This window comes from Rhodopirellula sp. UBA1907 (assembly GCF_002337565.1).
GTDB classification, from domain to species: Bacteria; Planctomycetota; Planctomycetia; order Pirellulales; family Pirellulaceae; genus Rhodopirellula; species Rhodopirellula europaea.
Window position 1 is genome coordinate 56,649 of sequence record NZ_DDGH01000002.1, and the last position, 24,552, is coordinate 81,200.

19 protein-coding genes are annotated in these 24,552 nt (G+C 56.0%); 13 read left to right on the forward strand and 6 right to left on the reverse strand.

Annotation, left to right across the window (positions count from 1 at the left end):
* The coding region (locus B2R17_RS00460; RefSeq protein ID WP_286762399.1) for a glycoside hydrolase family 32 protein at positions 1–1,117 on the forward strand (1,117 nt) is incomplete at its 5' end.
* 31 nt (positions 1,118–1,148) lie between these two features.
* Here the strand turns inward: B2R17_RS00460 and B2R17_RS00465 are convergent.
* Positions 1,149–1,484, reverse strand: coding sequence for a hypothetical protein (locus B2R17_RS00465; RefSeq protein ID WP_008655256.1), 336 nt, complete (start codon positions 1,482–1,484; stop codon positions 1,149–1,151).
* Positions 1,485–1,528: 44 nt separating this feature from the next.
* On the opposite strand from B2R17_RS00465, the gene B2R17_RS00470 reads away from it, so the two are divergent.
* Entirely contained in the window at positions 1,529–1,828 is a 300-nt protein-coding gene (locus tag B2R17_RS00470; protein ID WP_007325337.1) for a FliM/FliN family flagellar motor switch protein, read from the forward strand.
* Positions 1,829–1,943: 115 nt separating this feature from the next.
* Here the strand turns inward: B2R17_RS00470 and B2R17_RS00475 are convergent, their stop codons facing one another.
* Positions 1,944–5,627 (reverse strand): PVC-type heme-binding CxxCH protein, encoded by a 3,684-nt coding sequence (locus B2R17_RS00475; protein WP_286762400.1) that lies wholly within the window; start codon positions 5,625–5,627, stop codon positions 1,944–1,946.
* 321 nt (positions 5,628–5,948) lie between these two features.
* Between B2R17_RS00475 and B2R17_RS00480 the strand changes: the two genes are divergently transcribed.
* The 11 genes from B2R17_RS00480 (at position 5,949) to B2R17_RS00535 (ending at position 18,790) form a co-directional block, all read left to right on the forward strand.
* Positions 5,949–6,488 (forward strand): FxsA family protein, encoded by a 540-nt coding sequence (locus B2R17_RS00480; RefSeq protein WP_008666278.1) that lies wholly within the window; start codon positions 5,949–5,951, stop codon positions 6,486–6,488.
* A complete protein-coding gene (locus B2R17_RS00485; RefSeq protein ID WP_286762401.1) occupies positions 6,485–7,459 on the forward strand; it encodes an HAD family hydrolase in 975 nt (324 codons plus the stop codon). Before B2R17_RS00480 ends, B2R17_RS00485 begins: the two co-directional genes overlap by 4 nt.
* Positions 7,460–7,516: 57 nt before the next feature.
* Positions 7,517–8,782: a glycosyltransferase family 4 protein gene (locus tag B2R17_RS00490; protein WP_008666276.1), complete on the forward strand. Its 1,266-nt coding sequence runs from the start codon at positions 7,517–7,519 to the stop codon at positions 8,780–8,782.
* Positions 8,779–10,500 (forward strand): alpha-amylase family glycosyl hydrolase, encoded by a 1,722-nt coding sequence (locus B2R17_RS00495; protein ID WP_286762402.1) that lies wholly within the window; start codon positions 8,779–8,781, stop codon positions 10,498–10,500. The genes B2R17_RS00490 and B2R17_RS00495 overlap by 4 nt, the downstream gene beginning before the upstream one ends.
* A gap of 56 nt (positions 10,501–10,556) precedes the next feature.
* Entirely contained in the window at positions 10,557–11,225 is a 669-nt protein-coding gene (locus B2R17_RS00500; RefSeq protein ID WP_286762403.1) for a MotA/TolQ/ExbB proton channel family protein, read from the forward strand.
* Complete coding sequence (locus tag B2R17_RS00505; protein ID WP_414707192.1) at positions 11,222–12,103, forward strand: hypothetical protein; 882 nt, start codon at positions 11,222–11,224, stop codon at positions 12,101–12,103. Before B2R17_RS00500 ends, B2R17_RS00505 begins: the two co-directional genes overlap by 4 nt.
* Positions 12,096–12,671 carry a hypothetical protein gene (locus B2R17_RS00510; RefSeq protein ID WP_286762405.1) on the forward strand — a complete coding sequence of 192 codons (576 nt, stop codon included), beginning with the start codon at positions 12,096–12,098 and terminating at the stop codon, positions 12,669–12,671. The genes B2R17_RS00505 and B2R17_RS00510 overlap by 8 nt, the downstream gene beginning before the upstream one ends.
* Before the next feature lie 39 nt (positions 12,672–12,710).
* Positions 12,711–14,957, forward strand: coding sequence for a prolyl oligopeptidase family serine peptidase (locus B2R17_RS00515; RefSeq protein WP_286762406.1), 2,247 nt, complete (start codon positions 12,711–12,713; stop codon positions 14,955–14,957).
* Between the two features lie 153 nt (positions 14,958–15,110).
* Complete coding sequence (locus B2R17_RS00520) at positions 15,111–15,911, forward strand: site-2 protease family protein (RefSeq protein ID WP_286762488.1); 801 nt, start codon at positions 15,111–15,113, stop codon at positions 15,909–15,911.
* Positions 15,912–16,756: 845 nt separating this feature from the next.
* A complete protein-coding gene (locus B2R17_RS00530) occupies positions 16,757–17,017 on the forward strand; it encodes a hypothetical protein (RefSeq protein WP_008655283.1) in 261 nt (86 codons plus the stop codon).
* A 357-nt stretch (positions 17,018–17,374) separates the two neighbouring features.
* Positions 17,375–18,790 (forward strand): POT family MFS transporter, encoded by a 1,416-nt coding sequence (locus tag B2R17_RS00535; RefSeq protein ID WP_286762407.1) that lies wholly within the window; start codon positions 17,375–17,377, stop codon positions 18,788–18,790.
* 52 nt (positions 18,791–18,842) lie between these two features.
* Here the strand turns inward: B2R17_RS00535 and B2R17_RS00540 are convergent, their stop codons facing one another.
* From B2R17_RS00540 to B2R17_RS00555, 4 genes are all read right to left on the reverse strand, one after another.
* The gene (locus B2R17_RS00540; protein ID WP_286762408.1) at positions 18,843–20,915 is read right to left on the reverse strand and encodes a hybrid sensor histidine kinase/response regulator; all 2,073 of its coding nucleotides are present in this window, start codon (positions 20,913–20,915) and stop codon (positions 18,843–18,845) included.
* A 237-nt stretch (positions 20,916–21,152) separates the two neighbouring features.
* Positions 21,153–22,697 (reverse strand): sulfatase family protein, encoded by a 1,545-nt coding sequence (locus tag B2R17_RS00545; RefSeq protein ID WP_286762409.1) that lies wholly within the window; start codon positions 22,695–22,697, stop codon positions 21,153–21,155.
* A gap of 237 nt (positions 22,698–22,934) precedes the next feature.
* On the reverse strand, positions 22,935–23,624 hold the full coding sequence (locus B2R17_RS00550) for a PRC-barrel domain-containing protein (RefSeq protein WP_286762410.1): 690 nt from the start codon (positions 23,622–23,624) through the stop codon (positions 22,935–22,937).
* A 146-nt stretch (positions 23,625–23,770) separates the two neighbouring features.
* The coding region (locus B2R17_RS00555) for a hypothetical protein (protein WP_286762411.1) at positions 23,771–24,552 on the reverse strand (782 nt) is incomplete at its 5' end.

Here is a 24,552-nt window from a genome sequence, read left to right on the forward strand (position 1 = left end):
CGAACGTAATGTCAGCGGAGCACAGGTCTACTCCGGAAGCGGCGTTGTGATCTCCGGAGAGACCGCCGAAAAGATCACCGGATCAACGAAAGAAGCCATGGTAATGATCTACACCGGAACCAAGGCGGGAACCTGCATAGCATGGAGCAACGATGGCGGAACCACCTGGCATGACTACTCCGGCAATCCGGTTGCCAATCGAACCAAAGGAGCCGATCCCCGCGACCCGTGTGTGTTCTTCCACGAACCGACCAACAAGTGGATCCTCGCTTTGTACGAGAACGGAACGACGCTCTATGGGTCGGATGATTTGGTCGAGTGGAAACAGCTCAGCAACATCGACTTTGGGTTCGAGTGCCCGGACATGTTTGAATTGCCACTTGATGGAAACACGGACAACAAGAAGTGGGTCCTTCACGACGCGAATGGTTCCTACTTGGTTGGTCAATTTGACGGAGTTCGCTTCACTCCGGAACAAGAAACCCTGGTCATGGATGTTGGACCGGACTTCTATGCCGGTCAAACTTTCTTTCGCCCCAACCTTCCCTCGGGCGATGTGATTCAAATCGCTTGGAACGATCACTGGAACGGCGGCATTGGCGAAAGCCCGTGGGAACGCAACGCAACCTTCCCTGTGAAAATTGGCTTGGTCACTCACGAAAGAAAGATGAAAGTCACCCGCACACCGATACAAGCGATCAAGACGATTTACCAAGACACCACGACTTGGACCAACAAAACCATCACCCCGCAGGATGAAAAAGATGGGCTGCTGAAGGACGTTCGCGCAGAGGCGTTTGACTTGACCGCCACGTTTGATCTGAGCGACACCAACGCCGGTCAAATTGTCTTCCAGATCGCCAACAAAGAAATCGTCTACGACATTGAGAAGCAACTGTTGCTAGGAAAGCCACTCAAACCGGACGACGACAACAAGCTCACCGTCCGCATGCTGATCGACTGGAGCTCATTGGAAGTCTTCTCTGCCGGGGGCGTGTTCTCCTACAGCGAGCAGTTTGCCTTCACCCCCGACGATGAGTCCGTTCATCTTTTCACTCGAGGTGGAAAGGTTGCCTTGGAAAAGCTGCAACTCAACCGAGTCAAAAGCACTTGGTGAGACAGCGGCGGTGATGCTCGCCGGAAGCTTCCTAACTGAACATCGACGACAAACCGGCGTCGAATTGGCCTCGTGTCAGCACGGTTGGCACGCCCGCCTCTCGGGCACCTTTCAATCGGGCGACTTGCACGTGCGGTCCATATGCAACCACGCGAGCCTCGGGACACACCCGTGAAACTGTCGGCATGAGCTCAGCGACGACTCCGTTGCGAGTCGACAGGTCAACAATGACCCATCCGACGTCTTCGTTGGGTTCTTCCGGCAATCGCCCGGCCAACGAGAACGTTTTGTCAGCCGATTCGCATGCGGCACGAACTCGCGAGGCAAAAATCAAATCGCCAGAGAGGAATAAAACGGTTGATTTCATGGATGATTCCGGTCGATAAACGATGTGTCAGGATACAAGGAAGAATGAGCGAGAACGCAACCGAAGACAAGCCGACCGAACCCAGTCCTCCGACATCATCGATGTACAAGGAGAAGGTTCTGAAGATCCGCACCACCGTCAATGTCACGTTGGCGGAGAAGAAAGAGCCACTTCGTAAGATCCTGGCCTTGGTGCCCGGTTCGATGCTGACCTTTGACGTGCACTGCGATCGGCCGCTGACGCTGCGCGCGGGTGGCCACCCAATCGCCACCGGTGAAACGGTCAAAATTGGCGACAAGTTCGGTCTGCGTGTCCGGGAAATCGGTGTTCCCAAAGAAGACTGACTCCGCCGAAAGAACCAACCGCGAAAACGAAAAGGCCCGCCTAAAATCATTGAACTGATTTCAAGCGGGCCTTGTTTCGTTTCATCGTCAAACAATCACGAGGTCGACGGCTGGTTCACTCGCCCTTCACCGGACGACCGAAGAAGACCGCGCGATCGATGTGGAAGATACCTGTTCCTTCCAAGCCGATTTTGATGTAGCTCGCGACCGTGCCTTCGGGAAGTTCGACCTTCCATTCGGCCTGCGTCGAGTTGCTCTTCCAAACACGCGTCCAATCCTTTCCGTCGTTGGACGTCCAAACGGCCAATCCCTTGGCTCGGTCGTGGAACTCCTCGTCACGACGGTTCGTAATTTTTCCGCGTACCAATTCGGCCGGGTTCGCCAACCGAAGGATCACCGAGGGATCGGTTGCGGGCTGTTTCGAGTGAACTGCGAAACGATCTTTTCGCACGCCTTCTCCACTGAACAAGTGCTCCGCTTCGCGGTTCCAAACGGCAGGCCAATCGCCAGGCACACTGATCATTGAATCACGAGTCACCTCGATCAGATCCCCATCTTTGCGAAGCGGGTAATCGGTGTTCGGGTTGGTCGCGATCCACTCACCACCCAAGAAAGCCAACAGATCCAAAAACTCACTCGGGGCGACCGTTTCGGTCAAACCCTCGGGCATGCTGCTTGCCTTCATCGGTTTGCGAATCTCGATCTCTTCCTTGTCGATCACTTTGGTTTTGCCGTCAGCGATTCCCAACGAGATCGTTTCTTCGTCTTCCTTCAGGATGAAGCCGCCGATGGCTTCACCGTCATAGGTCAAAATCATGACCGTTTCGTATCCCTTAGCGATTTCTTCGTTGGGCCAAACGATCGAACGGATGATGTGTTCCTTCGTCATTCGTTCGCCAATGTTGGTCAGCTCAGGACCAAACGCTTTGCCAAGTTTGCCGTGCAAGTGACAAGCTGAGCAAACACGTTCGAACACCTTCGCACCCGTTTCAGCATTCCCACGAGATGCGGCGACGACTTTTTGCAACGCGACCAATTGGTCCTCTTGCTTGGCATCGACATCGGCCAGAATCTTCAAAGGACGATAGACTTCCGCGCCGGGCCCGGTTGCGATTTTGTATTCCTTCAAATACTCGGCCGCCTTGGCTGGCAACGATGCGATCAGTTCCTGAATTTCGGCCGAGTCGCCATCCCAATGCTTCGACAACGCCGACATGGTGTGTTCCAACACATATTGAATCCATTTGTCGGCAGGTCGATCGATACCGGCCAATGCCACACGAACACCAACGGGATGATCCATCAGGCTGGCAGCTCGAAGCGATTCCAATCGCACGCGAGCGTGGTCGTCTCGGCCGGCTTCCAAAAGGAACTGCACGAACGGAAGATCGACCGACAATTCGATTTGATCCGGCGAGTTAGCTTGTTCGTTGCCGGACAGGAAACGCCATTCGTTGCCAACGACGTGGGTCGCGGCGGCACGTTGTTGGAAGTTGCCCTCCGCCAAAACTCTTCTCGCGAGATTCAGGTCGACGTTGTGGAACGCTTCCTGTACCCAAAGGATTTCAAGAGCGGCTTCGGCAGTCGGATTGTCCTGCAACCATTGCTTCGATGCGGCAACCACTTCGTCGGCGGGACGGCTGAGCAGAGCTCGACGGGCACGGTAACGGGTTCGCGTCTCGAACGCCAACAATTGATCCATCACCTCGATCGTCGGCAGATCCGACTGCGTCACAACGTCGAGCAAAGGACGTTCTTTGTGACGCATACGGTAAATCCGGCCGTGTTCGTGGTCACGGTTTGGATCTCGCTGCGAGTACTGCATGTGACCGATCAGGGCGTTGCACCAATCACCAAACCACAACGCTCCGTCCGGTCCAATTTTGGGATCGACGGGACGGAAGAACATATCCGTGCTGACCAACAAGTCATCGGTTCGCTCGCCGGTCAAACCCGCTTCATCATCTTGGTCGCGAATTTCGAACGCCGGCATCCCGTGCATGTTGATCACACAGGCGTAGATCAAACGGCTGCGAAACTCTTCTGGAAACTGACGTGAGTGCAGGATTTCGTTGCCTGCCGCCGGGCGGATCCCGTGGTTGTTGAAAATTGGCTCCAACGTTTTTCGCGAACGGACATCGCCGCCCGACAACGCGTTCGTCCAGTGGTGCTGGGCGTTGGTCCCGTCACCAATGATTCCGTTGCCGTATTGATCGAAGACCAAACACCACGGGTTGTATTGCCCGGGTGTGCGGAAGTGCGTCAAACGCAGACTTTCCAAGTCCCAAACGTAGCTGCCCGATGCACCCGCTTCGCGAACGGGGCCCCAAGGTGTTTCGACCGTCGTCGACATCGCAATGCCTTCCTGCATGTGCAGGCGACCGCCGTTGGAATACTCCCATGCGCCCATCGCATGGTGAGTGTCGTCGGTTCCGATCCCGTCCAACACGTGCGTGACTTCATCGGCGACATCATCGCCGTCGGTGTCTCGCAAAAACAAAATGTGCGGTTCGTCGATGACCAACACGCCGTCTTTGTAAAACTCGAATCCGGTTGGACAGATCAGTTTGTCATAAAACGGTTTGCACTCGTCCGCTTTGCCGTCGCCGTCAGTGTCCTCAAAGATCAGCAATCGATCGCTCGGGCGGCTGCTGCCCGGCAACCACTGCGGGTAGTTGACCATGCACGACACCCACAACCGACCGCGTTGGTCGAATGCAATTTGCGTCGGGTTGGCCAGTTCGGGAAAGTCTTTCTCGCTGGCGAAACATTCGACTTCGAAACCGTCGGGGATTTCCATCTGCGAGATGGATTGTTCCGGTGTGGGATACTCCAACGTCTTGGGCTCACGCATTTCGCGGAACGAATCATCGCGAGAACCAAACATGGTTTCGGGAATGAAGACCTCGCCGGTCTTTGAATCGTCCACTACGTCCGGCACTTCGCGACCGGCGGACATGTCCCACAAGTGTTGATCGCGAACGGCGACCATCTTGCGAATCTTTTGAAACTCACCTGGAAAGGTTTCCGTATCCCACGTGCGACGTCCACCGTAGACGTACCAACCGTTCAGCATTCGGTAGTCTTGCTGGTGCAACCAAGCTTTGTCGTTGACGACTTCTCGCATCGCTTCAAAGCGTTCCGCACCGACCGCGGGTCCGGCACCATCAAACAACGCCGCATCGATCAGCAATGAAACGGCTTCGTCACCGGCTTCGTTCAAATGCATGCCGTTGGTTGTGAACTGGCAGCCAGGTTGTTGTTGAAACAGTTCAGCGGTCGGCGTGAACACGTCGACAACCGTCAACTCACGTTGCTCGCCAACTCGTTTGACCGCATCGGCGTAGGCGGCCAAGTAACGGTTGTGGAGCGAACCATCCGGTTGCAATGGATTTCCGCTGGGTTCAAACGCAATTGGAGTGACCAAAGCGAACTGTACCGGTCGTCCATCGCTGCCAAACTGCTTCGCCAACCCGTCCAAGTAAGCGTGGTAGTCCGCCTCGAATTTCGCGATTTGTTCCGCGTCGTCTCCGGCGAACGATTCGTTCATGCCGAAGAAGCACAAGAACGCTTGCGGTGCGAAGACTTGGAACGGATCGTCGATGACGGTGTAGTTGCCGGGGCGCTGTTGCTTGGAAACTTCATCGGTCGGCCAACCAAAGTTGCGAACGACCAGCGGATTGTCGCTGGTTCGCAGATGCAGCATGGTTTCCAAGTGCCCGTACAGGCTCATCCGCTGCGCCGTTCCATTGCCCACAAACGCCAAACGAGTTTTGGCAGGCAGCTTGGACGGGTCCATGGCCGAGACATCCGAGCCGGCCAGCGTCAAAGAAAACGCGACAAAACTCAAAAGCAGAACGCCCCGTGTCGCTACCATTTGGGCCTTGGAGGCAACCGACCGCTCGGTCCGGAGCAACTTGGCCTGGTGGACGGAACGAGACCGCGAAAACGCGAAAAATTTCATAAAACGCATGCAAAAAGCGAGAGAGAACGGGGGGATCGAGGCGGGAGATGTCAGTTTGCGGAACGAGAATCGCAATGCCATCGTATCGTACAGAATCTTAACCGATTCTCTTGCCAAGTTGGCAGTGGATTCATTCCTTCGTCTGAGCCCCAATTGATGTTCTTTCGACTTCTCGCACTCCTGATCGTCGTCCCTTTCATCGAGCTGGTTTTGCTTCTGCGTTTGGCGGATGCGACCAGCTGGCTGACCACGTTGTTGATCGTCGTCATCACTGGGATCATCGGATCGTTCTTGGCTCGCCGCGAAGGCTTGGCGACTTGGTTTCGGTTCCAATCAGCGATGTCGCAAGGCAAGATGCCCAGCCGCGAAATTCAGGATGGGTTGATGATCGCGTTCGCGGCCGCATTGTTGCTGACGCCCGGTTTGCTGACCGATGCACTTGGCTTCACGCTTTTGACTCCTCCCGGTCGCGCGTTGATTGGCGGATGGTTGCGTCATCGTTTCGCGGGAAGTTTTCAAATGCGGACCTTTGGCGGTGGCGGATCCGGCTCATCCGATGGTCCGTCGACGCAAGATGGATTTGGTCAGCGAGGTTTTGGTCAGAATGGTTCCGATTCATCGGGGCAGCGTTCCGGCGGTGCGGGCGATACGATTGACTCGCCTCACTTCGAACCCAAACAATCGCCTTCGCCGTGAACTCATCCAACGACCGTGACACCGGACTGACGGACCTTCTCTTTTCTTCCACACCGCTTCAGCCAACTCCGATCTCGGTCGAACCGGCGCACATCCCGCTGACACAGCCCAAACCGCTGGACCTAAGTGAGATCCAGGTCATCTTGCTCGACGTCTACGGAACGTTGGTGATCAGCGGCAGCGGCGACGTTGGAACCGCTGATGACGCCAAGCACGACGCGGCCAACCAATGGATTCGCGATGCCGCCATCGCCGCCGGAGTCGATGACCTGAGCAAAATCCCGACTTCCAACCAGTTACGAGATCTGATCGTTGCAACGAATGAAGCGGCTCGTTTCGAGACGAACCCGAAGCCCGAAGTCGACATTCTGGAGATCTGGCGGCAGGTGCTGGATGCCAACGGACGCTGGGATTTGGCGACGAATTCAAAAATTTTGGTGAATTGGATTTGTGGCGTCGAAGGGCGTTCCAATCCGGTTTGGCCGATGCCGGGTGCTCACGATGCCTTGATGACGATGAAGGAAAAGGGGCGTCGTTTGGGGATCGTCAGCAACGCTCAGTTTTACACTCCACTGATCGTTCGGGCATTGATGGCGAACCGTCCCCAGGACGCGAAACGTGACCCGTCAAGTGATTCGGCCGAAAGAACGATTGCGGGCGATCTGTCATCCGTGTTCGATCTCAACGCGTGTCATTTTTCCTATCGCTACCGAGCGGCCAAGCCGGGTCCGTTGTTGTTTGATCGTGCGATGCGTCATCTTGGTTCACTCGGAATTTCGCCCGATCAGGTGCTCTACGTTGGCAACGACATGCTCAACGATGTCTGGGCGGCAAAGGAGTTTGGGCTGCGGACGGCGCTGTTCGCCGGGGACGGTCGCAGCCTGCGATTGCGCACCGATGACGCCCGTTGTCAAAATTGTTTACCTGACATGGTGCTGACACACTGGGAACAGATAGTAGAGTGTCTGTGAGCGAACGTTTACTTGACGTTCAATAGCTAGACGACACACGCATGAGTGGCATCAACGATGGGCGTCCAAATCGGCTTTGTGGGAACACGTTTCGCCGGCACCGATGGGGTGTCGCTCGAGAGCGCGAAATGGGCTCAGGTTCTCTGGGACAACGGCCACGTGAGCCATTGGTACTCGGGGCAGAGCGACCGTGACAAAGCTACGTCAATGGTCGTTCCCCACGCTTACTTTGGCCATCCAGACATCGAATGGATCAATCGCCGCGCCTTTGGCACGCGGACTCGAACGCCCGATGTGACCCAGCGGATCTACACGCTGGCGGACTATCTGAAGAAAACGCTCTACGAGTTCACTCGGCGTTTCGACTTGGATCTGTTGATCGTCCAAAATGCATTGTGCATTCCGATGAATTTGCCGCTCGGCGTTGCGCTGACAAACTTCATCGCCGAAACCGGCTTTCCGACGATTGCGCACCATCACGATTTCTATTGGGAACGAGATCGCTTCAGTGTTTCGGCCGTGACCGACATGCTGTGGATGGCGTTTCCGCCCGCGCTGCCACAAATTCAAAACGTGACGATCAACTCGTTCGCACAAGAAGACTTGTCGCACCGCCGCGGTGTGTCGTCGATCTTGGTGCCCAACGTGTTGGACTTCGAAAACGAACCACCGCAAGCCGACGAGTATTCGTCTCACTTCCGCAAAGACATCGGTTTGGAAGAAGACGACATTCTGTTCTTGCAACCAACTCGCGTCGTGCCTCGCAAAGGCATCGAGCACGCGATCGCGTTGGTCGCTGCTTTGAAAAACGACAAGTGCAAATTGGTGATCTCGCACGCCAGCGGTGACGAAGGCAACGAATACCTCCAGGTCCTGATGGACTTGGCCGAAAGCAGTGGCGTCGACTTGCGATTGTGTGATCATCAAGTCGGTGACAAACGAGCGTTCGACGCCGATGGCAACCGCATTTACACGTTGGCCGATGCTTACTCGCAAGCCGACTTCATCACGTACCCAAGTATCTACGAAGGGTTCGGAAACGCTTTGCTGGAAGCGTTCTATTATCGCAAACCGTTGTTGGTGAATCGTTACTCGATTTACGTCGCCGACATCGAGCCCAAAGGGGCGAAGGTCATCTCAATGGATGGCTATCTGACCAAGGACGTTGTGTCGAAGGTGGAGCGGATCATCCGCGACAAAGCGTTCCGAGATGAGATGGTTGATTTCAATTACGAAATCGGCCGTGCTTTCTTTTCCTACGGGGTGCTGCGGCGCAAACTGCGAGCCCTCGTGACCAACTTCACCGGACAGGACAACTTGTGAACTCAACCATCGACGACGTCACTCGGTCACGGATCACCGATGTGTATGGGCACGTTCCGGACGTGCTCGCCGACGGCTTGAAACGATGCTTTGACCAATCCAATCCCCCCTCAACTCCCGACGAATTATGGGATCATCGCGATGTCGTGATGATCACCTACGCCGATCAAATTCGCGAATCGGGGAAATCGCCGCTCGACGCACAGCGGCAATTCTTGCTGGATCACAATCTCGACGAACTGATCCGCTGCGTTCACTTGCTGCCCTTTTGTCCATCCACCAGCGACGATGGTTTTTCAGTCGCCGATTACTTGGCCGTCGATCCCGAATCAGGCGACTGGGACGACATCAAGCGTTTGGGCGAACGCTTTGATTTGATGTACGACCTCGTGCTCAATCATTCGTCGCAACAACATCGTTGGTTCCAAGGTTTCTTGAACGACGAACCCGAGTACAAAGACTTCTACACCACCGCCGATCCGTCCGAAGATCTTTCGGAAGTCGTTCGACCGCGAAGCTTGCCACTGCTGACGGAGTTCGACTCGGCATCGGGCAAGCGTCATGTGTGGACGACGTTCAGCGCCGACCAAGTCGACCTGAATTACGCCAACCCGCGTGTGATGTTGGCGATGCTGGAGACGTTGGTCGAGTACGCTCGCCGAGGTGCACGCATCATTCGGCTCGACGCGATCGCGTTCTTGTGGAAAGAGATCGGCACGTCGTGTTTGCACCTGCCGCAAACGCACGCCGCGGTCCGACTGATGCGACATGTGCTGGATGTTGCTGCACCGGGAACGATTGTGCTGACGGAAACCAACGTGCCTCACGCCGAGAACATCTCGTACTTTGGCGACGGCACCGATGAAGCACACATGGTTTACCAGTTCAGCCTACCACCGTTGTTGCTTGATGCGATTCACAGCGGTGACACCGGCGTGCTTCAAGGCTGGATGCGATCGCTCGACCTGCCCACCGATCGAGTCACGTACTTCAACTTCACCGCATCGCATGATGGCATCGGAGTGCGTCCCGCCGAGGGCATTCTGCCACAGGAACGAGTCGATGCACTCGTCGATGTCGCTAAAGCTCACGGTGGTCGAATTGGAATGCGAACCAAACCCGATGGTTCGCAAAGCCCGTACGAATTGAACATCACTTACCTGGACGCCATCGCCGATCGAACCAAAGTCCCCGCGGCCGAGCACGCCCAACGGTTCTTGGCCACGCAAGCGATCATGTTGTCGATGGCTGGTGTTCCCGCAGTTTACTTCCACTCGCTGGTGGGATCGCCCAACGACATCGCCGGCGTCGAAGCGTCGGGCATTCCGCGACGAATCAATCGTCACAAATACGAGCGAGCCGAACTGGAAGCGGCGTTGTCCGAAACCGGATCGTTGCAACAACTCGTCGCCGATGGCTATCGCCATTTGTTGCGAGTGCGAAAGCAGCAGACTCAGTTTCATCCCAACGCTTCGCAGACCGTTCTGGAATTGCCAACCGATGGGCTTCTTGGGTTCGTGCGACAACATGATGACCAGCCCGCGTTGTGCGTGCTGGCCAATTTGTCCGGCGAAACTCGTTCGATCGATCCCGCTGATTTGCCCGGCCAATTTGACCTCGATGTTTTGTCGGATGAATCGCTGGATCAAAATGCCCCCATCGCGATGGCTCCGTATCAGGTACGCTGGTTGAAGTCGTCTTCCACCAGCGATTCCTGAACTCTGGCGAGTCCAGCTACGAAGATCCCCCACGTTCATCGCTACAACAACTGGCCATGCTAGAGCTGATTTCGTCTTACTCGACCGTTGCCATCGTGGTCGCCGCGCTGGCGCACCTGCTGTTCTTTTTTGTGCTGGCGATGTGGGCGAGGGGGGATCGCAAAAAGATCGTGCAAACGCTCCAGCGTTTCACGGACTCGTTGCCCAACCGCAGCCGGATGGATTACGACGCTCATCCGTCGGACCAAATCGAAGCCTGCTTGGCGGACATCCACGATGTCTTGGTCGAACCTTCGGGCTCGCCCCATCGTGTTGCGCTCAGTCAACGGATGCGAATCCTCGATGAACGTCGCGACTACTTGCACTCGCTTCGTTTCGAAACGGCATGGAACGTTGCCCGCACGATGATCGAGGCTTACCCGCTGGCCGGTGTCCTGGGAACGATCCTCGCGATCGGTGCCGCGCTCGCTTCGGATGACCAAGCCTCCGTTGGCGTGATCGTGACACGATTTGGCGATGCTATCTGGTCGACGTTTGCGGGGTTGGCTGCAGCGATCACATTGATGTTGATCAACAGCTTTTTTGAACCGGGGTTTGCCAAGCTTTCAGAAAACCGATTGCACGTTCGCGAAACAGCATCGAAAGCCAAACGGGAATTGGGACCAGCCGATCGAGTCGATCCCAACGCGATGTCGTCCACTCCCGCAACAGAAGCGACAACGTGAGCGAACCGGTGTCTCTTCCCAACGAAACCTCGACCAACCCATCCGGCGTCCTTCGTCGACGAACTCGGTTTCAATTGACACCGTTGATGGATCTGCTGCTGATCATCGTGTTCGCTCAATTTTTGGAAATGCGAGAAACGTCGCAGGAACAAACGCAAGAGATCGAACAAGAACGCCAAGCCTTGCTGGATGAGCAAACGATGTGGCGGGCCGAGCGTGATCAAGTGGTCGCGGATCGCAACATGGCAATGGCAACGCAGCAAGCCAACACACAAGATGTCAGCCGTGCCTTGGAAATGCTTCGTGGTTGGCTGAACCTGGATGCCGAATCCTCTGAACAAGCCAACCTGCGATCCAGTGCTGACCCAGGAGACGTCATCGCTCGAGCGATCGAACGTTCGCGCCAACTGGCCTCCGCCGACCCCAACACACTGATCCGCTTTTTGGTCGGACACGACGAACTGCTCAAACGTGCCGAAGTGTGGACCGTCCACGCTCGCGAAACGGGCGACGTGGTTTTTGACGCTTCCGGATACACCGAAACGTTTCGGCTCGAAAGTCGCCGACAAGCCCAACGCACGCAGGAAATCGCCGACCGATTGTTCGCCGCCTACAAACAATCGCCGCAACCCAAGGGGCTGATCGTGGTGCTCGTTTCCTACGCGCCGCGAAGCGTTGCCGGGGTTTACCAGCCTTTGATTGATGCCATGCCCGCTACACTGGAACGATTGCGAGCGGACACGCCGACCAGCCGTTTCGAGTACACGATTCTCGGTGCGGCTCAGGCCCCCGAGCAAGCGAACGATGTGGACAACGCGGAAACGTCCACCGAACCCAAAAACCTCACCCCGCTTCAGGGAAACCCAGACGATGCGTAAACGAATCCCGTTGGCTGTTGGCGGTGGAATCGCTTTGTTGATCGCCAGTCAGTTTCTTGACTTTGGTCTGGGGTTTCGAAGCGGTGAATCACCCTCCGTTTCCACCAACCCCGATGGCTCGTCCGCGATTCTTGATGCGATTGTCGCTTCGGAAGAAGACACCTCCGAGGAAACCGAGACAAATTCAGAAACCGAAACTCCGTTGCCGGTCGTGACGCCTGAGATTGTCGATGTTTTGATCGACGGAGAAAGCTACCTCGTCGTTACCGATGCGAATCAACCGGAACAACGTGAGGCACTGGCACTCGAAGCGTTGCTGTCGGCGGTTCAAGCCGCACCGGGCGACGCCAGTGGCATCAAGGTTCGGATCAGTCGCACACCATCCGCGATCGCAATGGCCGAAGAGTTCTTGCTCGAACAACTTCGCCAATCCGGTTTGGACGAAGACGAGATCGATCGACGTCGCCAACTGGTGGAACTGCCTGCAGACGAAGCCACCGAGGACGCGTCAGAACCAAGTCCGCTGGTTCCATCCAACGAAACATCCCCGCCCGCCGAAACGCCTTGAGTCGTTTCGGCAACGTTTTTGGTTACGCCGCGTTCCACGATGTACGACGAGATTTTCAACATGACCGTTTTCCAGCGCAACGACCGCCTTCGAAAGACCCTGGCGACATTCCTTGCCGGCCTTTGCATCAGCTCCCTTTCCCAACCCGCCGCCACGGCGGAAGAACCCACCGCCTCGAGTTCCCGCATGAAGCTAGAGTATCCCGCCACCCGCCGCGACGATGTCGTTGACAATTATCACGGTCGCAAAGTCAGCGATCCTTATCGCTGGTTGGAAGACGTCGAGAGTGATGAAACAGCGACTTGGGTCGAAGCACAAAACGAGGTCACGCAGAGTTACTTGCAGTCTTTGCCGCAACGCGAAAAGATGCGAGCCCGGTTGGAAGCGTTGTGGGACTATTCGCGAACCGGCTTGCCCGCCAAACGAGGCGACACGTACTTCTACACCTTCAACGATGGGCTGCAGAACCAAAGCGTTCTGTATCGCACCCCGGTCGATGTGCCACCCTCGCAGTGGGAAGCCAACCGCGAAGTGCTGCTGGATCCGAACAAGCTGAGCGAAGACGGCACGATGTCGCTCGCTTCATGGGTGCCCAGCGAAGACGGCAAGTACCTCGCCTATGCCATCGCCGATGGTGGCAGCGATTGGCGAACTTGGCGTGTTCGCGAAGTGGCCACCGGCAAAGACACCGATGATTTGATTCAGTGGTCCAAGTTCAGCGGCATCGCGTGGACGCCCGATGGCGACGGGCTCTACTACTCGCGTTATGCCGAACCAGCCGAAGGCGAAGAGCTGACCGGGACCAATGACAACCAAATGATGTACCTGCATCAACTGGGCACACCCCAGTCCGAAGACAAACTGGTCATGAAACGTCCCGACCATCCCAAGTGGGGCTTTGGTGCATCGGTGACTGATGACGGGCGGTACCTGGTGATTTCCAACTGGAAGGGCACCGAACCGAAAACGCAGGTGTTCATTCAAGACCTAACGATCGAAGACGCTCCCGTTCGCGGATTGATCATGGGCTTCGACGCTGACTACAGCTTTGTCGGATCGGAAGGATCGACGCTGTACTTCCTGACCGACCACGAGGCCCCACGTCGCCGCGTGATCAGCTTGGATGTGGCCGAGCACGCCAAGCGAACCGACGAGAACGTCGATGAACCTGCCGATCGGGCGGGCTGGGAAGAGGTCATCCCGCAAAGCGAACACGTTTTGGAGCACGTCTCGTTGCTCAGCGAAGTCTTCTTCGCCAACTACTTGGCCGATGCCCTGAATCAAGTCGAACGGTTCTCGCTCGATGGTTCTCCGATCGGACCGCTGGACTTGCCCGGCAAGGGCTCCGTGGGCGGCCTGGGAAGCCGACAAGACGCTAAAGAGACGTTCTTTTCGTTCACCAATTACGTCACTCCACCGAGCATCCACCGCGTTGACGTGGCCACGGGTGAATCCGAACTGGCAATCATGCCGGAAGTCGCCTTTGACGTCAGCCAATACACCACCGAACAAGTCTTCTGCACCAGCAAGGATGGCACCAAGGTGCCGATCCTGATCACACGTCACAAAGATGCACCGCTGGACAGCAGCAACCGCACGTTGCTGTACGCCTACGGTGGATTCAACATCTCGTTGACGCCGTCGTATTCGCCCGGCATTGCCGGTTGGTTGGACGCCGGTGGCGTGTACGCTGTTGCCAACCTGCGTGGTGGTGGTGAGTACGGTCGCGAATGGCACGAAGCCGGCATGCAACTGAAGAAACAAAACGTCTTTGATGACTTCATCGCAGCCGCCGAACACTTGATCGACATGGGGCTGACCAGTCGCGAACGATTGGGCGTGCGTGGCGGCAGCAACGGTGGTTTGCTGATTGGTGCCGTGATGACACAGCGCCCCGACCTGTTCGGCGCGTGCTTGCCCGCGGTCGGTGTGATGGACATGCTGCGTTACCACAAATTCACGATCGGCTGGGCCTGGGTCAGTGAGTTTGGAAGCAGCGACGATGAAACACAAATCGACAACCTGTTGTCGTACAGCCCGTTGCACAATTTGAAACCTGGGACATGCTACCCAGCCACGATGGTGACCACGGCGGATCGAGACGACCGAGTCGTTCCGGGTCACAGCTTCAAGTTCGCCGCGGCGTTGCAAGCGGCCCAATCGTGCGACAACCCAACGTTGATTCGGATTGAAACACGTGCCGGTCACGGCGCGGGCACTCCGACCAGCAAAAAGATTGACGAGTACGCTGACCTTTGGTCCTTCTTGCTCGAAAACTTGAAGTGATCTTGGTTGTTCAGCGGCCTCATCCGAAGATGAACACTGCCTGAACCGATTCACCAAATGAAATCATCGCACGCGGACGGGAACACCTCTTCCGCGTGCGTTGTTTCATCGAGCTCAACACACTTCCACCCATCTCACCTGCCCACCAGTCCGATGCTGCTTCAACAACCCGACGAAAGTCCGTACGACGTGAACTTCGAGCTGTTTGGATTTCCAATCCGAATCGCTTGGACGTTCTGGCTGGGTGCGGCGGTGTTTGGTTGGAGCTTGGTGCAATTCTTTGACAGGATGGAAGGCAGCCCGGGACGCCTCTCGTTGTTGCTGCTGTGGGCACTCTGCATGCTCTTTTCGATCCTGATTCACGAACTTGGACATGCATTCGCGTTTCGCCAATTTGGCGTCGAATCGTCGGTGGTTTTGTACCACTTCGGCGGTCTCGCGGTGCCTCGAACCACCAACAACTACGGTGGTTTCGCCTCGTCATTTGCACCGCCACGACTCAGCCCCGCTGCGGAACTTTGGATCGCATTTGCAGGCCCGCTCGCTCAGTTAGCATCGGCCGCTGTGATGATCGCGGTTGTCAAAGCGATGGGGTACCGCGTCATTGCGTTTGCCTTGATGCCGTATCCGTTGGACTCCATCCCCGGCATCCTGGAAGGGAACGACTTCGAGAGCGTCGGATTGTTCGCATTGGTCACGTTTTACGTGTGGCCAAGCGTGATTTGGGCGGTGTTGAATTTGATCCCCGTCTTCCCGCTCGATGGAGGCCGAATCATGCGTTCGTTGGTGATGATGGGCGGCGGTCAAACCGACACGTGGCTGTGGATCAGCATGATCGTCGGTGGTGCTTGCACCGCGTACGGTTTTTCATCGCAAAACATGTTCCTGGGCATCCTTTTCTTGTCGCTGGCGGTGGGCAACTACCAAATGCTCCAAGGCCCGATGCGTTACTAGCTGCGTTACCAGCACGCTTGCTTGTGTGGCTCGCGCGACGCGCGCTTGCATCGTGCTTCACTTCACCACCATCATCTCGATGTCGGTGACATGGTTGGTGACATGCAATCAACGAAGCAGTGAGCAGCGATCGATGCATCGAGTGACCATGCGAAGGTGTCATCGAGCACACTTCGCAACACGTGTTGCGCCGCGCAGACGCATGCGTGTTGAACGTTCCAACGCGTCGCTTCGTGTGCAACTTTTGTCTTCAACACGACATTGATTGACCGTTTTGAGCAATCAACGCGTTGTTTTTTTCAAACTTTTTTTGTGCCTTTGAAACGCGCGCTCGTTGCATGTTTCAACGTCGTACAAACAAGTCGCGCCGAACGTTTGTTTGCGTTGCGATAACAACACGTTGCACGCGTGTTGCTGCAAAAACATTGAAAAAGCCAAGTGTTACCGCACTTGTTTGCAATCGACGTTGCAACGTTGACTTGATCGTTGATGGCAACAACACATGCGCATCATCATCAACGAAGTGAAACAACATGCAAAAAATGCGTTTGCCGTAGCAAATTTTGTTGGCGACGCAAGCGGTTTTTTCACGAAAACATGTTGCGGAATCCAGCGAAGCGCGTACAGTTACGCGCACGTACTAACGATCGTTTTTGTTTGCAAGGTCGATGAGGATCATCGAAGCGGATGGAATCGATCACCATTGATTGTTGTTGAGCCGTGGCCGGTGACTTGCAATCAACTTTGACAACGAAGACGTCGACGCAATCGCGCTGACTGAATCGATGTCAAAGCTCGCAAGTCACAATGACTCAGCAACAGTTCCTTTCTCGCGGAGGAAGAACGTGGCCAAGAAAAAAGCAACCAAGAAGACCGTCAAACGCGCTGCTAAAAAGAGCGTGAAGGCAGCCAAGAAGACCGCTCGCAAAGCAGTCAAGAAGAAAGCCGTCAAGAAGAAGGCTGTAAAGAAGGGCGTCAAGAAAACCGCTCGCAAGGCAACCAAGAAGAAGGCTGTGAAGAAGAAAGCCGTCAAAAAGGCAGCCAAGAAGAAGGTCGCCAAAAAGAAGGCAACCAAGAAGAAAGTTGCCAAGAAGAAACGACGCTAAGCCGATCGAATCCGGCGACCATTCTGGTTCGTCGACCATTCGTGAAACAAATTAGACAAGCCACGTTGAGCTCCAAGTTGGAGAACGTGGCTTTTTTCATGCCCTGGCTCAATCGAGGGAGTCGAGGACCAGAGGGCGCTACCGACCACCGTGTCGCGACGCTTGGCGTGCAATCGAGCCCCAAAATCTCGCTTCGTCTGAAACGTTGATTTCCCGGCCCATTTAATCGCCGCGGGGACTGGTTTGGCTGCGTCGAGCGGCTTAATTTGGCCTCTGTCAGCTGCTCCATCACCCCTTCCTCGCTGACGTCCCCAGGGCCTGTTCGCCCATCCGTGCCAATCCAACGGAACCTGCTTGATGTCGACACCCGATACAACCAATGCCTACCAACCGAACACCCCCAAATATCGAGAACAGCCCGAAGCCACCACGGGCATGCCTGCTGGCATCCCCTACATCATCGGCAACGAAGCCGCCGAGCGATTCAGCTTCTACGGGATGCGGTCGATCCTCACGGTCTTCATGACCACCTACCTGCTCAACGCCAGTGGTGAACTGGATCCGATGAGCGACGAGGACGCCAAGTTCTGGGGGCACACCTTCATCATGGCGGCCTACTTCACGCCGCTGCTTGGTGCCTTCTTGGCCGACTGGTTGCTCGGCAAGTACCGAACCATCTTGTACCTGTCTGTTCTGTACTGCCTCGGTCACTTGGCTCTCGCGATGAACGAAACCCGATTTGGCCTGGCCATCGGGTTGGGACTGATCGCCCTTGGCACGGGTGCGATTAAACCGTGTGTCTCCGCCCACGTTGGCGACCAGTTCGGAACCAAGAATTCGCATCTGCTCGCGAAGGTCTTTGGATGGTTCTACGTTGCCATCAACCTAGGATCTTTCTTCTCCACCCTGCTCACGCCATGGCTGCTCGACCGATATGGATCGCAGATCGCATTCGGTGTCCCCGGCGTGCTGATGGCAATCGCGACGCTGCTGTTTTGGATGGGGCGGAAAAAGTTCATCCACATCCCCGCCCGCGGACCAGGCGTCTTCAAAGATGCCTTCACTGGAATCGGCGGACTCGCGCTCCTGAACCTGATCCCCATCTATCTGTTGGTCGCTGTTTTCTGGAGCCTGTTTGACCAAACCGCCACCTCATGGGTGATCCAAGCCGAAAGCATGAACCGAAATGTCTTTGGTTTTGAATTGCTGTCCAGCCAAATCCAAGCGGCGAACCCATTCCTAATCCTCATCTTCGTGCCGCTGTTCAGCTACGTGCTGTACCCGGCGATTGACCGGGTGTTCCCTCTGACACCCTTGCGGAAGATCTCTTTAGGCATGTTCCTGACCGTGTCTTCCTTCGCAATCATCGCGCTGATCGAACAAAACATTCAAGATGGCGGCACACCTTCGATCGCTTGGCAGGTTTTGGCCTACACGATCCTGACCGCAGCAGAAGTGATGGTGTCGATCACGTGCTTGGAATTCAGCTACACGCAGGCTCCTAACAGCATCAAGAGCATCATCATGAGCTTCTACCTGCTGTCCGTCGCACTGGGCAACTTCATCGCCGCTGGTGTCAACGCGATCATCTCCAACCCCGATGGCACGTCGAAACTCCCAGGTGCTACCTACTACTGGTTCTTCGCTGGGCTGATGTTGGTAGCAGCTTGCCTGTTCATCTTCGTCGCACTGATTTACCGAGGCAAAACCTACATCCAGGACGACGAGACCCTGGATGCTGAATCGACCGCCGAAAACTCGATGACCGCCTGAGCGACGTGGTCGTCTGAGGGCCGGGTGCCAATCCAAGCGATTGCCGTGGCGATCAGACTTTGAAACGACGCGTTTCCAGCTCTTGGAAGATTTCTCGTAAGCGTTGCACCGAAGCGGGTTTCGTGACGTGCCCGTCAAAGCCCGCTTCCATGGCCATCCGAATGTCTTCGGGTTGCCCGTTGCCGGTCATCGCGATCAGCATGCTGGAATCCAATTCCGACAAGCCGCGGAATTGTCGCGCGAGTTCGTAACCGTCCATGTCCGGCATGCAGATGTCTGAAAAGACGATGTCAGGTCCCAACTCACGGGCGAGCTCAATGCCCTCGGGTGCACTGGGGGCCGAATGCACCTCGTGCCCCATCGCACCGACCAGCATCGTGAACATTTTCGCGATCGCGGGGACGTCATCGACCACCAACACCCGAAAACGTTGCTTCGGCTCGTCATCTTCGACAACCGTTTTGCGGTCGTTCGGTTTCGCATCCAAACGCGGCAATTGAATTCGAAACTCACTCCCAGTCGATGCTTGGTCGTTGTCAACCAACGAAACCTTTCCGCCGTGCGGCTCAACCAACTGCTTGACCAACGTCAGTCCAATCCCCAGCCCGCCGCGACTGTCCTTCAACGTCTCATCCACCTGCGTGAACATCTCAAAGATGCCCTTGCGGTGTTCCGGTGGGATGCCAACCCCGTTGTCCTTGACCGCGATTTCCACCTGGCCATCGACCTGACCGCATGAGATCTCAATGCGACCGCTCGGTGGTGTGTACTTGCACGCGTTGTTCAGCAAATTGGTCACAACCTGAGTCAAACGTACGTAGTCGCCATGCACGTGGAGAGGTTGCTGCGGATTCGTTCGCCGGATCAGTTCATGGCCCATCTCGTTGCACAACGATTCCACCGCTCGGCAAGAATTGGCAACGACATCGTGAATCGACACGGTCTCGCGTTGCAAATCAATTCGCCCGCGCGTGATCCTCGAAACGTCCATCAAGTCATCGATCAATCGCACCAACTGGCGGACTTGGCTTTCCAAAACCGTGCTGATCTCGTTGACCTGGCTCGGATCCTTCGCCGCGAAACGCAGCAGATCGACCGCGTTGCCGATCGGCGTCAACGGATTGCGCAGTTCGTGTGCCAACAAAGCGAGGAAGCGATTCTTGCGCTCGTCCATCTCACTGAGCAACGCCTTCTCTTTCTGCAATTCGCGAAACAGCCGTTCGCGTTCGAGTGTGTCCGCGTGCGACTGAGAGACGTCATCAATGATCAACAAAATCCGATCCGAATGCCCGTCGTATCGATGCAACGAAACGGCGGAAACGTTGACATGCACGGTCCGCTTTTCGCCATTGGCATACTCACCCTTGGCACGATAAGTGTCCACGCATCGGAACACACTTCCGTCGCCCACCGCGTCGCAAATCCGCTGGCACTCGTTGAGCTTGTGTTCGGGGATGATCGGCAGGGGATAACCGAGCACTTCGGCGCTAGTCCAGCCGAAGATGGCTTCGGAAGCATCGTTCCAAAGCTCTACGCGACCATCGGTATCAATGACAATGACCGACAGCGGCGATGCTTGGATCATCGTTTGGAACATGCGAGCGTGATCACGTTCTCGCTCTGCCGCCGCGATCAATTCGATTTCTGACTCGACCGACGCCGAAAGCTCACGCAGCGTTTCGAGTTCGTCTTCGGTCCATTCACGCGGAACGATATCGACCACACAAAGTGTGCCGAGCACTTCCCCCGATCGTGTGCGGATGGGAAAGCCGGCGTAAGAAACGATCCCGTACTCTTCGATCGCCGGATGCGAAACGACTCGAGGATCCACGCGAGCGTCTTCGATCAGGAAACGCTCCCCCGCCCGCACTGTCAACTTGCAGAACGAGTGGCTCAGCGGCGATCCTCGCAGCGTCGCAAGTGGTTCCGGCAACCCAACACAGCTCTTGAAAAACTGCCGGTCTTCCTCGATCAGGGTGACCACCGAGGCGGGGCATTTCAGCAAACGGGCCGCCAACCGAGTGATCCGATCGAACGATTCTTCGGCGGGACTGTCCACCAACGACAGACTTCTTAGCGCCCTGAGCCTCAGTGGATCTGTGATCGGGTCATCGGTTCGATTCATCGATGCTTTCGCGGCAATTCGCAATGTCGTTTGACAAAAAAAAGGGGGACGGTTCAAAGACACGTCCCCCCAAATTCATACCGCATCGATTTTAGCTGGGTCCCTCCGCTTTGTCGCGGGGCAACCTTGAGTCACCCCACGGAACGGAGAAATTGACCATTCCCCGCCACTTGGCGTCCAGCAGCCGCCATCACCCATGGCGGGCGGCAAACGATTCAGTCACTTTCAATCTCTCACTCAAGGACTCGGCAGCGAAACGCCTTCGGGCAGGAAAGTGACCTCGCGATCATTGGCAACCTTTGGCCCCTCGGTGCTGCGTCCGGTTTCGACGTACTCGTTGAGCAACACCAGCAACGAATCCACAACTTCTGGATTCTCCTTTGCGACGTTGTTCTTCTCGGCGGGATCCGCCTCCAGGTCAAACAACTGCATCGGCGGAAGTCCTTGCAGCTTTGCCTTCGGTTCCCGAGGGTCACTCCAGCCGCCGCTGCCGTGCGACAAGCACAGCTTCCACTTGCCACGACGAATCGCGAAAAAACCGCCAATGCTATGGCTGACCAAAGCTTCGCGTTCCGACGCGTCATCCCCACCAAAGACGCCCGTCAAATCGAATCCATCTTCGCCACCCGTCGCTTCACGCGGCTGGTTGGTGATCGACTGCAGCGTCGTGTACACGTCGGTCAGACAGGCGACCGCGTTGGTGGTTTTGCCCGCCACGACCTTTCCCGGCCATCGCACGATGAACGGCACGCGGTGGCCACCTTCGTAGATATCCGCTTTGTGCCCGCGATACTTTCCGCTTGGGTCATGATCATGTTTCGCGAGTTCACCAAAGTTGGCTTCCGGTGAGCAACCGTTGTCACTGGTGAAGATCACTAACGTGTTTTCATCGATGCCCGCTTTCACAACCGCATCGAGCAGTTGCCCCATGTGGTGATCCATCTGCATCACAAAGTCCGCGTAGGGGTTCATCCCACTGGCGTCTTTGAATGGCGGCACCGGAACGATCGGCGTGTGCGGAGCAGGAAGTGGCAAGTACAAGAAGAACGGCTTGTCTTCTTTCACACGTTCTTCCACGTAAGCGATCGACTTGTCGAACAAGTGCGGCAACACCTGTTCAATCTCGAAGTCATCACCAATCGGTCCGTTGCGATACCAACCGTAGGGATTCTGTTTCTTCGTCACGCCTTCTTTTCGAGTCGGCACGCTGGTTGGCTTTCCGGTGTCGACCCAAACGTACGGTGGCATGTCCAGCGATCCGCAGTGACCGTAGTACTGGTCGAAGCCGTTGTTGTCGGGACCATTCAAAACCGGCTTCGTGAAATCAATCTCTTTACCGTTCTTGTGCCAATCCCAACCGAGGTGCCACTTGCCAATCATCGCGGTGTGGTAGCCGGCACCTTGAAGCAAGTGCCCCAGGGTCGCTCGGTCGCCGGGGATGAGGTGCTCACTGGTTCCGCTCAACACGCCTTTGGCCAATCGCGAACGCCAGTTGTACCGACCGGTTAGCAACCCATAACGGGTTGGGGTGCACACGGAACTGGGCGTGTGGGCATCCAGGAACGTCAGCCCTTCATCGGCCATCTGCTGCAACCGAGGCGTCTTGATCTTGCAATCCGGATTGGTCGGAGAGACGTCTCCGATGCCTAAGTCGTCCGCCATGACCAAGATGATGTTTGGACGTGACGCGACATCATCCGCGTGAACTCGCGACGCCCCCACATCGATCAAACAAGGCAGAGCAACAACCGCGGAAACAACAAACCATCGCAACCAATTCATCAGTAGCCAATCAATCAGAGTGGGGAGGGGAGAAAGGGATCCCACATTCTAGATGCGAAGCTCGTTGATGCACAAAGCTTTCGGTGAGATCCCGCAGGGCCCCACAAACTACCAAACAATGGAGGCGTCATTTCAGAAAGGACGCACAAACTCGCGACCAAGCACCACTTCATCCGCGAATGCGACAGGCACAAAACAAATTGCGACAACCTGAGCCCAACTGCGATCGGATTCCGCTCACGAGGTCGGCTCATAGAGTTGCGAACCCTTGATCTGCTCCTGCGTCAAACCCACCGAAACGGTCGCTTCCGCCCAAGAGATTTCTTGGATCAGCTCGCGGCTGATCAACACCTTTTTGCCCGGCCACCAATTCCGAGTGTCCACGATCAAATTTTGAATGGACCAGTTCTCATCGTCGACCAACAATCCTTCGACGTGTCCGACATGATCATCGGTGCCCTGAATGGTGTAGCCCGAAACTTCGTTCACACTGCGAAGGTGATTCCGCTTGATGTCGTCCGTATCGACTTGGTCCATCGGCAGCAACCCGGCGGCCAACGGCATCGGCGTGTAACCGCTACCTGCTAACGTTGCTCCGGCGGGTCCCCAGTAGTACGGCACATCAAAATGCTGATACAGCTCGATCTCCATCTGTCGCGAAACCGGGCGGTCGGATTCACCCGATGGACTATCACTGACCTGTTGACTGGTTAGAGGGACGGCGGCACTCGCGGCATTCCAATCCGCGTTTTGGACCACACTCGGCGGCAACAAAACCTGTCGACCAGGCAACCAGTGCCCAGTGTCAACAACCAGGTGCCTGACAACCCAAGTCTCGTCATCAAACAGCAGGTCACAAATCGAACCCACGCTTCGATCGGATCCAAGCAACTCGGTGCCCAAGATGGTCTCGGTAGAAATCAACATCACATCATTCCTCTCAATAGGCGGACTGATTGCGTGGTGAACATCGCACTGCATCCGATGCCAAGGAATTAAGATTCGCGACCTTCACCAAGCAATGAGCGAGACCGGTGGTGCAAACAATGTTCCGAAGCCAATCGCTCGATCGCCTAGCGATACCGCTGCGTGACAACACGGAACTCGTATCCGCTGCCCTTTGAAACGCATTCGAAGACAGTCCGTGCGATCTCATCCACCGAGTCGTGTCCCTTCGACACCGCGTGGCGAAGCTCCAACGTTGCCAGTTGCATTTCCAGTTCTTCTGGAATCAACTTGAGGATCTGGCGATCGCGAGTGGAGACTCCCGCCTGCATCAGCAAGCGTTCTTCAAATCGCTGCAGTGGGCTGGGGCGAGTCCAAAGAAAATACAAGCGTTTCTCGTCGTCGGATCGTTCCAGGTATCGCGCACGTGGATTTGATGCGAACTCATTAACCAAATCGACTCCTGGTCGCGTTCCGCCGACAACGCCCAACTCGATTCCAAAGTGATCCAACTGTCTGGCGTATTCATTCAAGTCATTGGCCTTCCAATCAATTTGCCATCGCTTGAATCGCGGGATGATGTCGGCATCGGCATCGCCCGATTGGTCCGGACCGTTTCGGCCGATGGTTCCGGAACCATCGTCTCCCGCAGGGTCCACGGTTTTCAGCATGGGTTCGTCCACTGCCATTTGCTCGGCGGCCGATACAAGTGACTGAACCGATGTTTCCAAGTCAGTGGTGCGGAAATCCACTGTCTCTTGCTTCGTCGGAACATCAAACGGCGAATCAACCGTCGCGCTCCCTCCAACCGAAACGCGTGTGATCTCCGTCACCGACTCGGTCAAAACCAACTCGTCTTCCGGCGGCAGCACCCAGAGCAGAAACAAGACACCGACCATGCTGGCCAGCA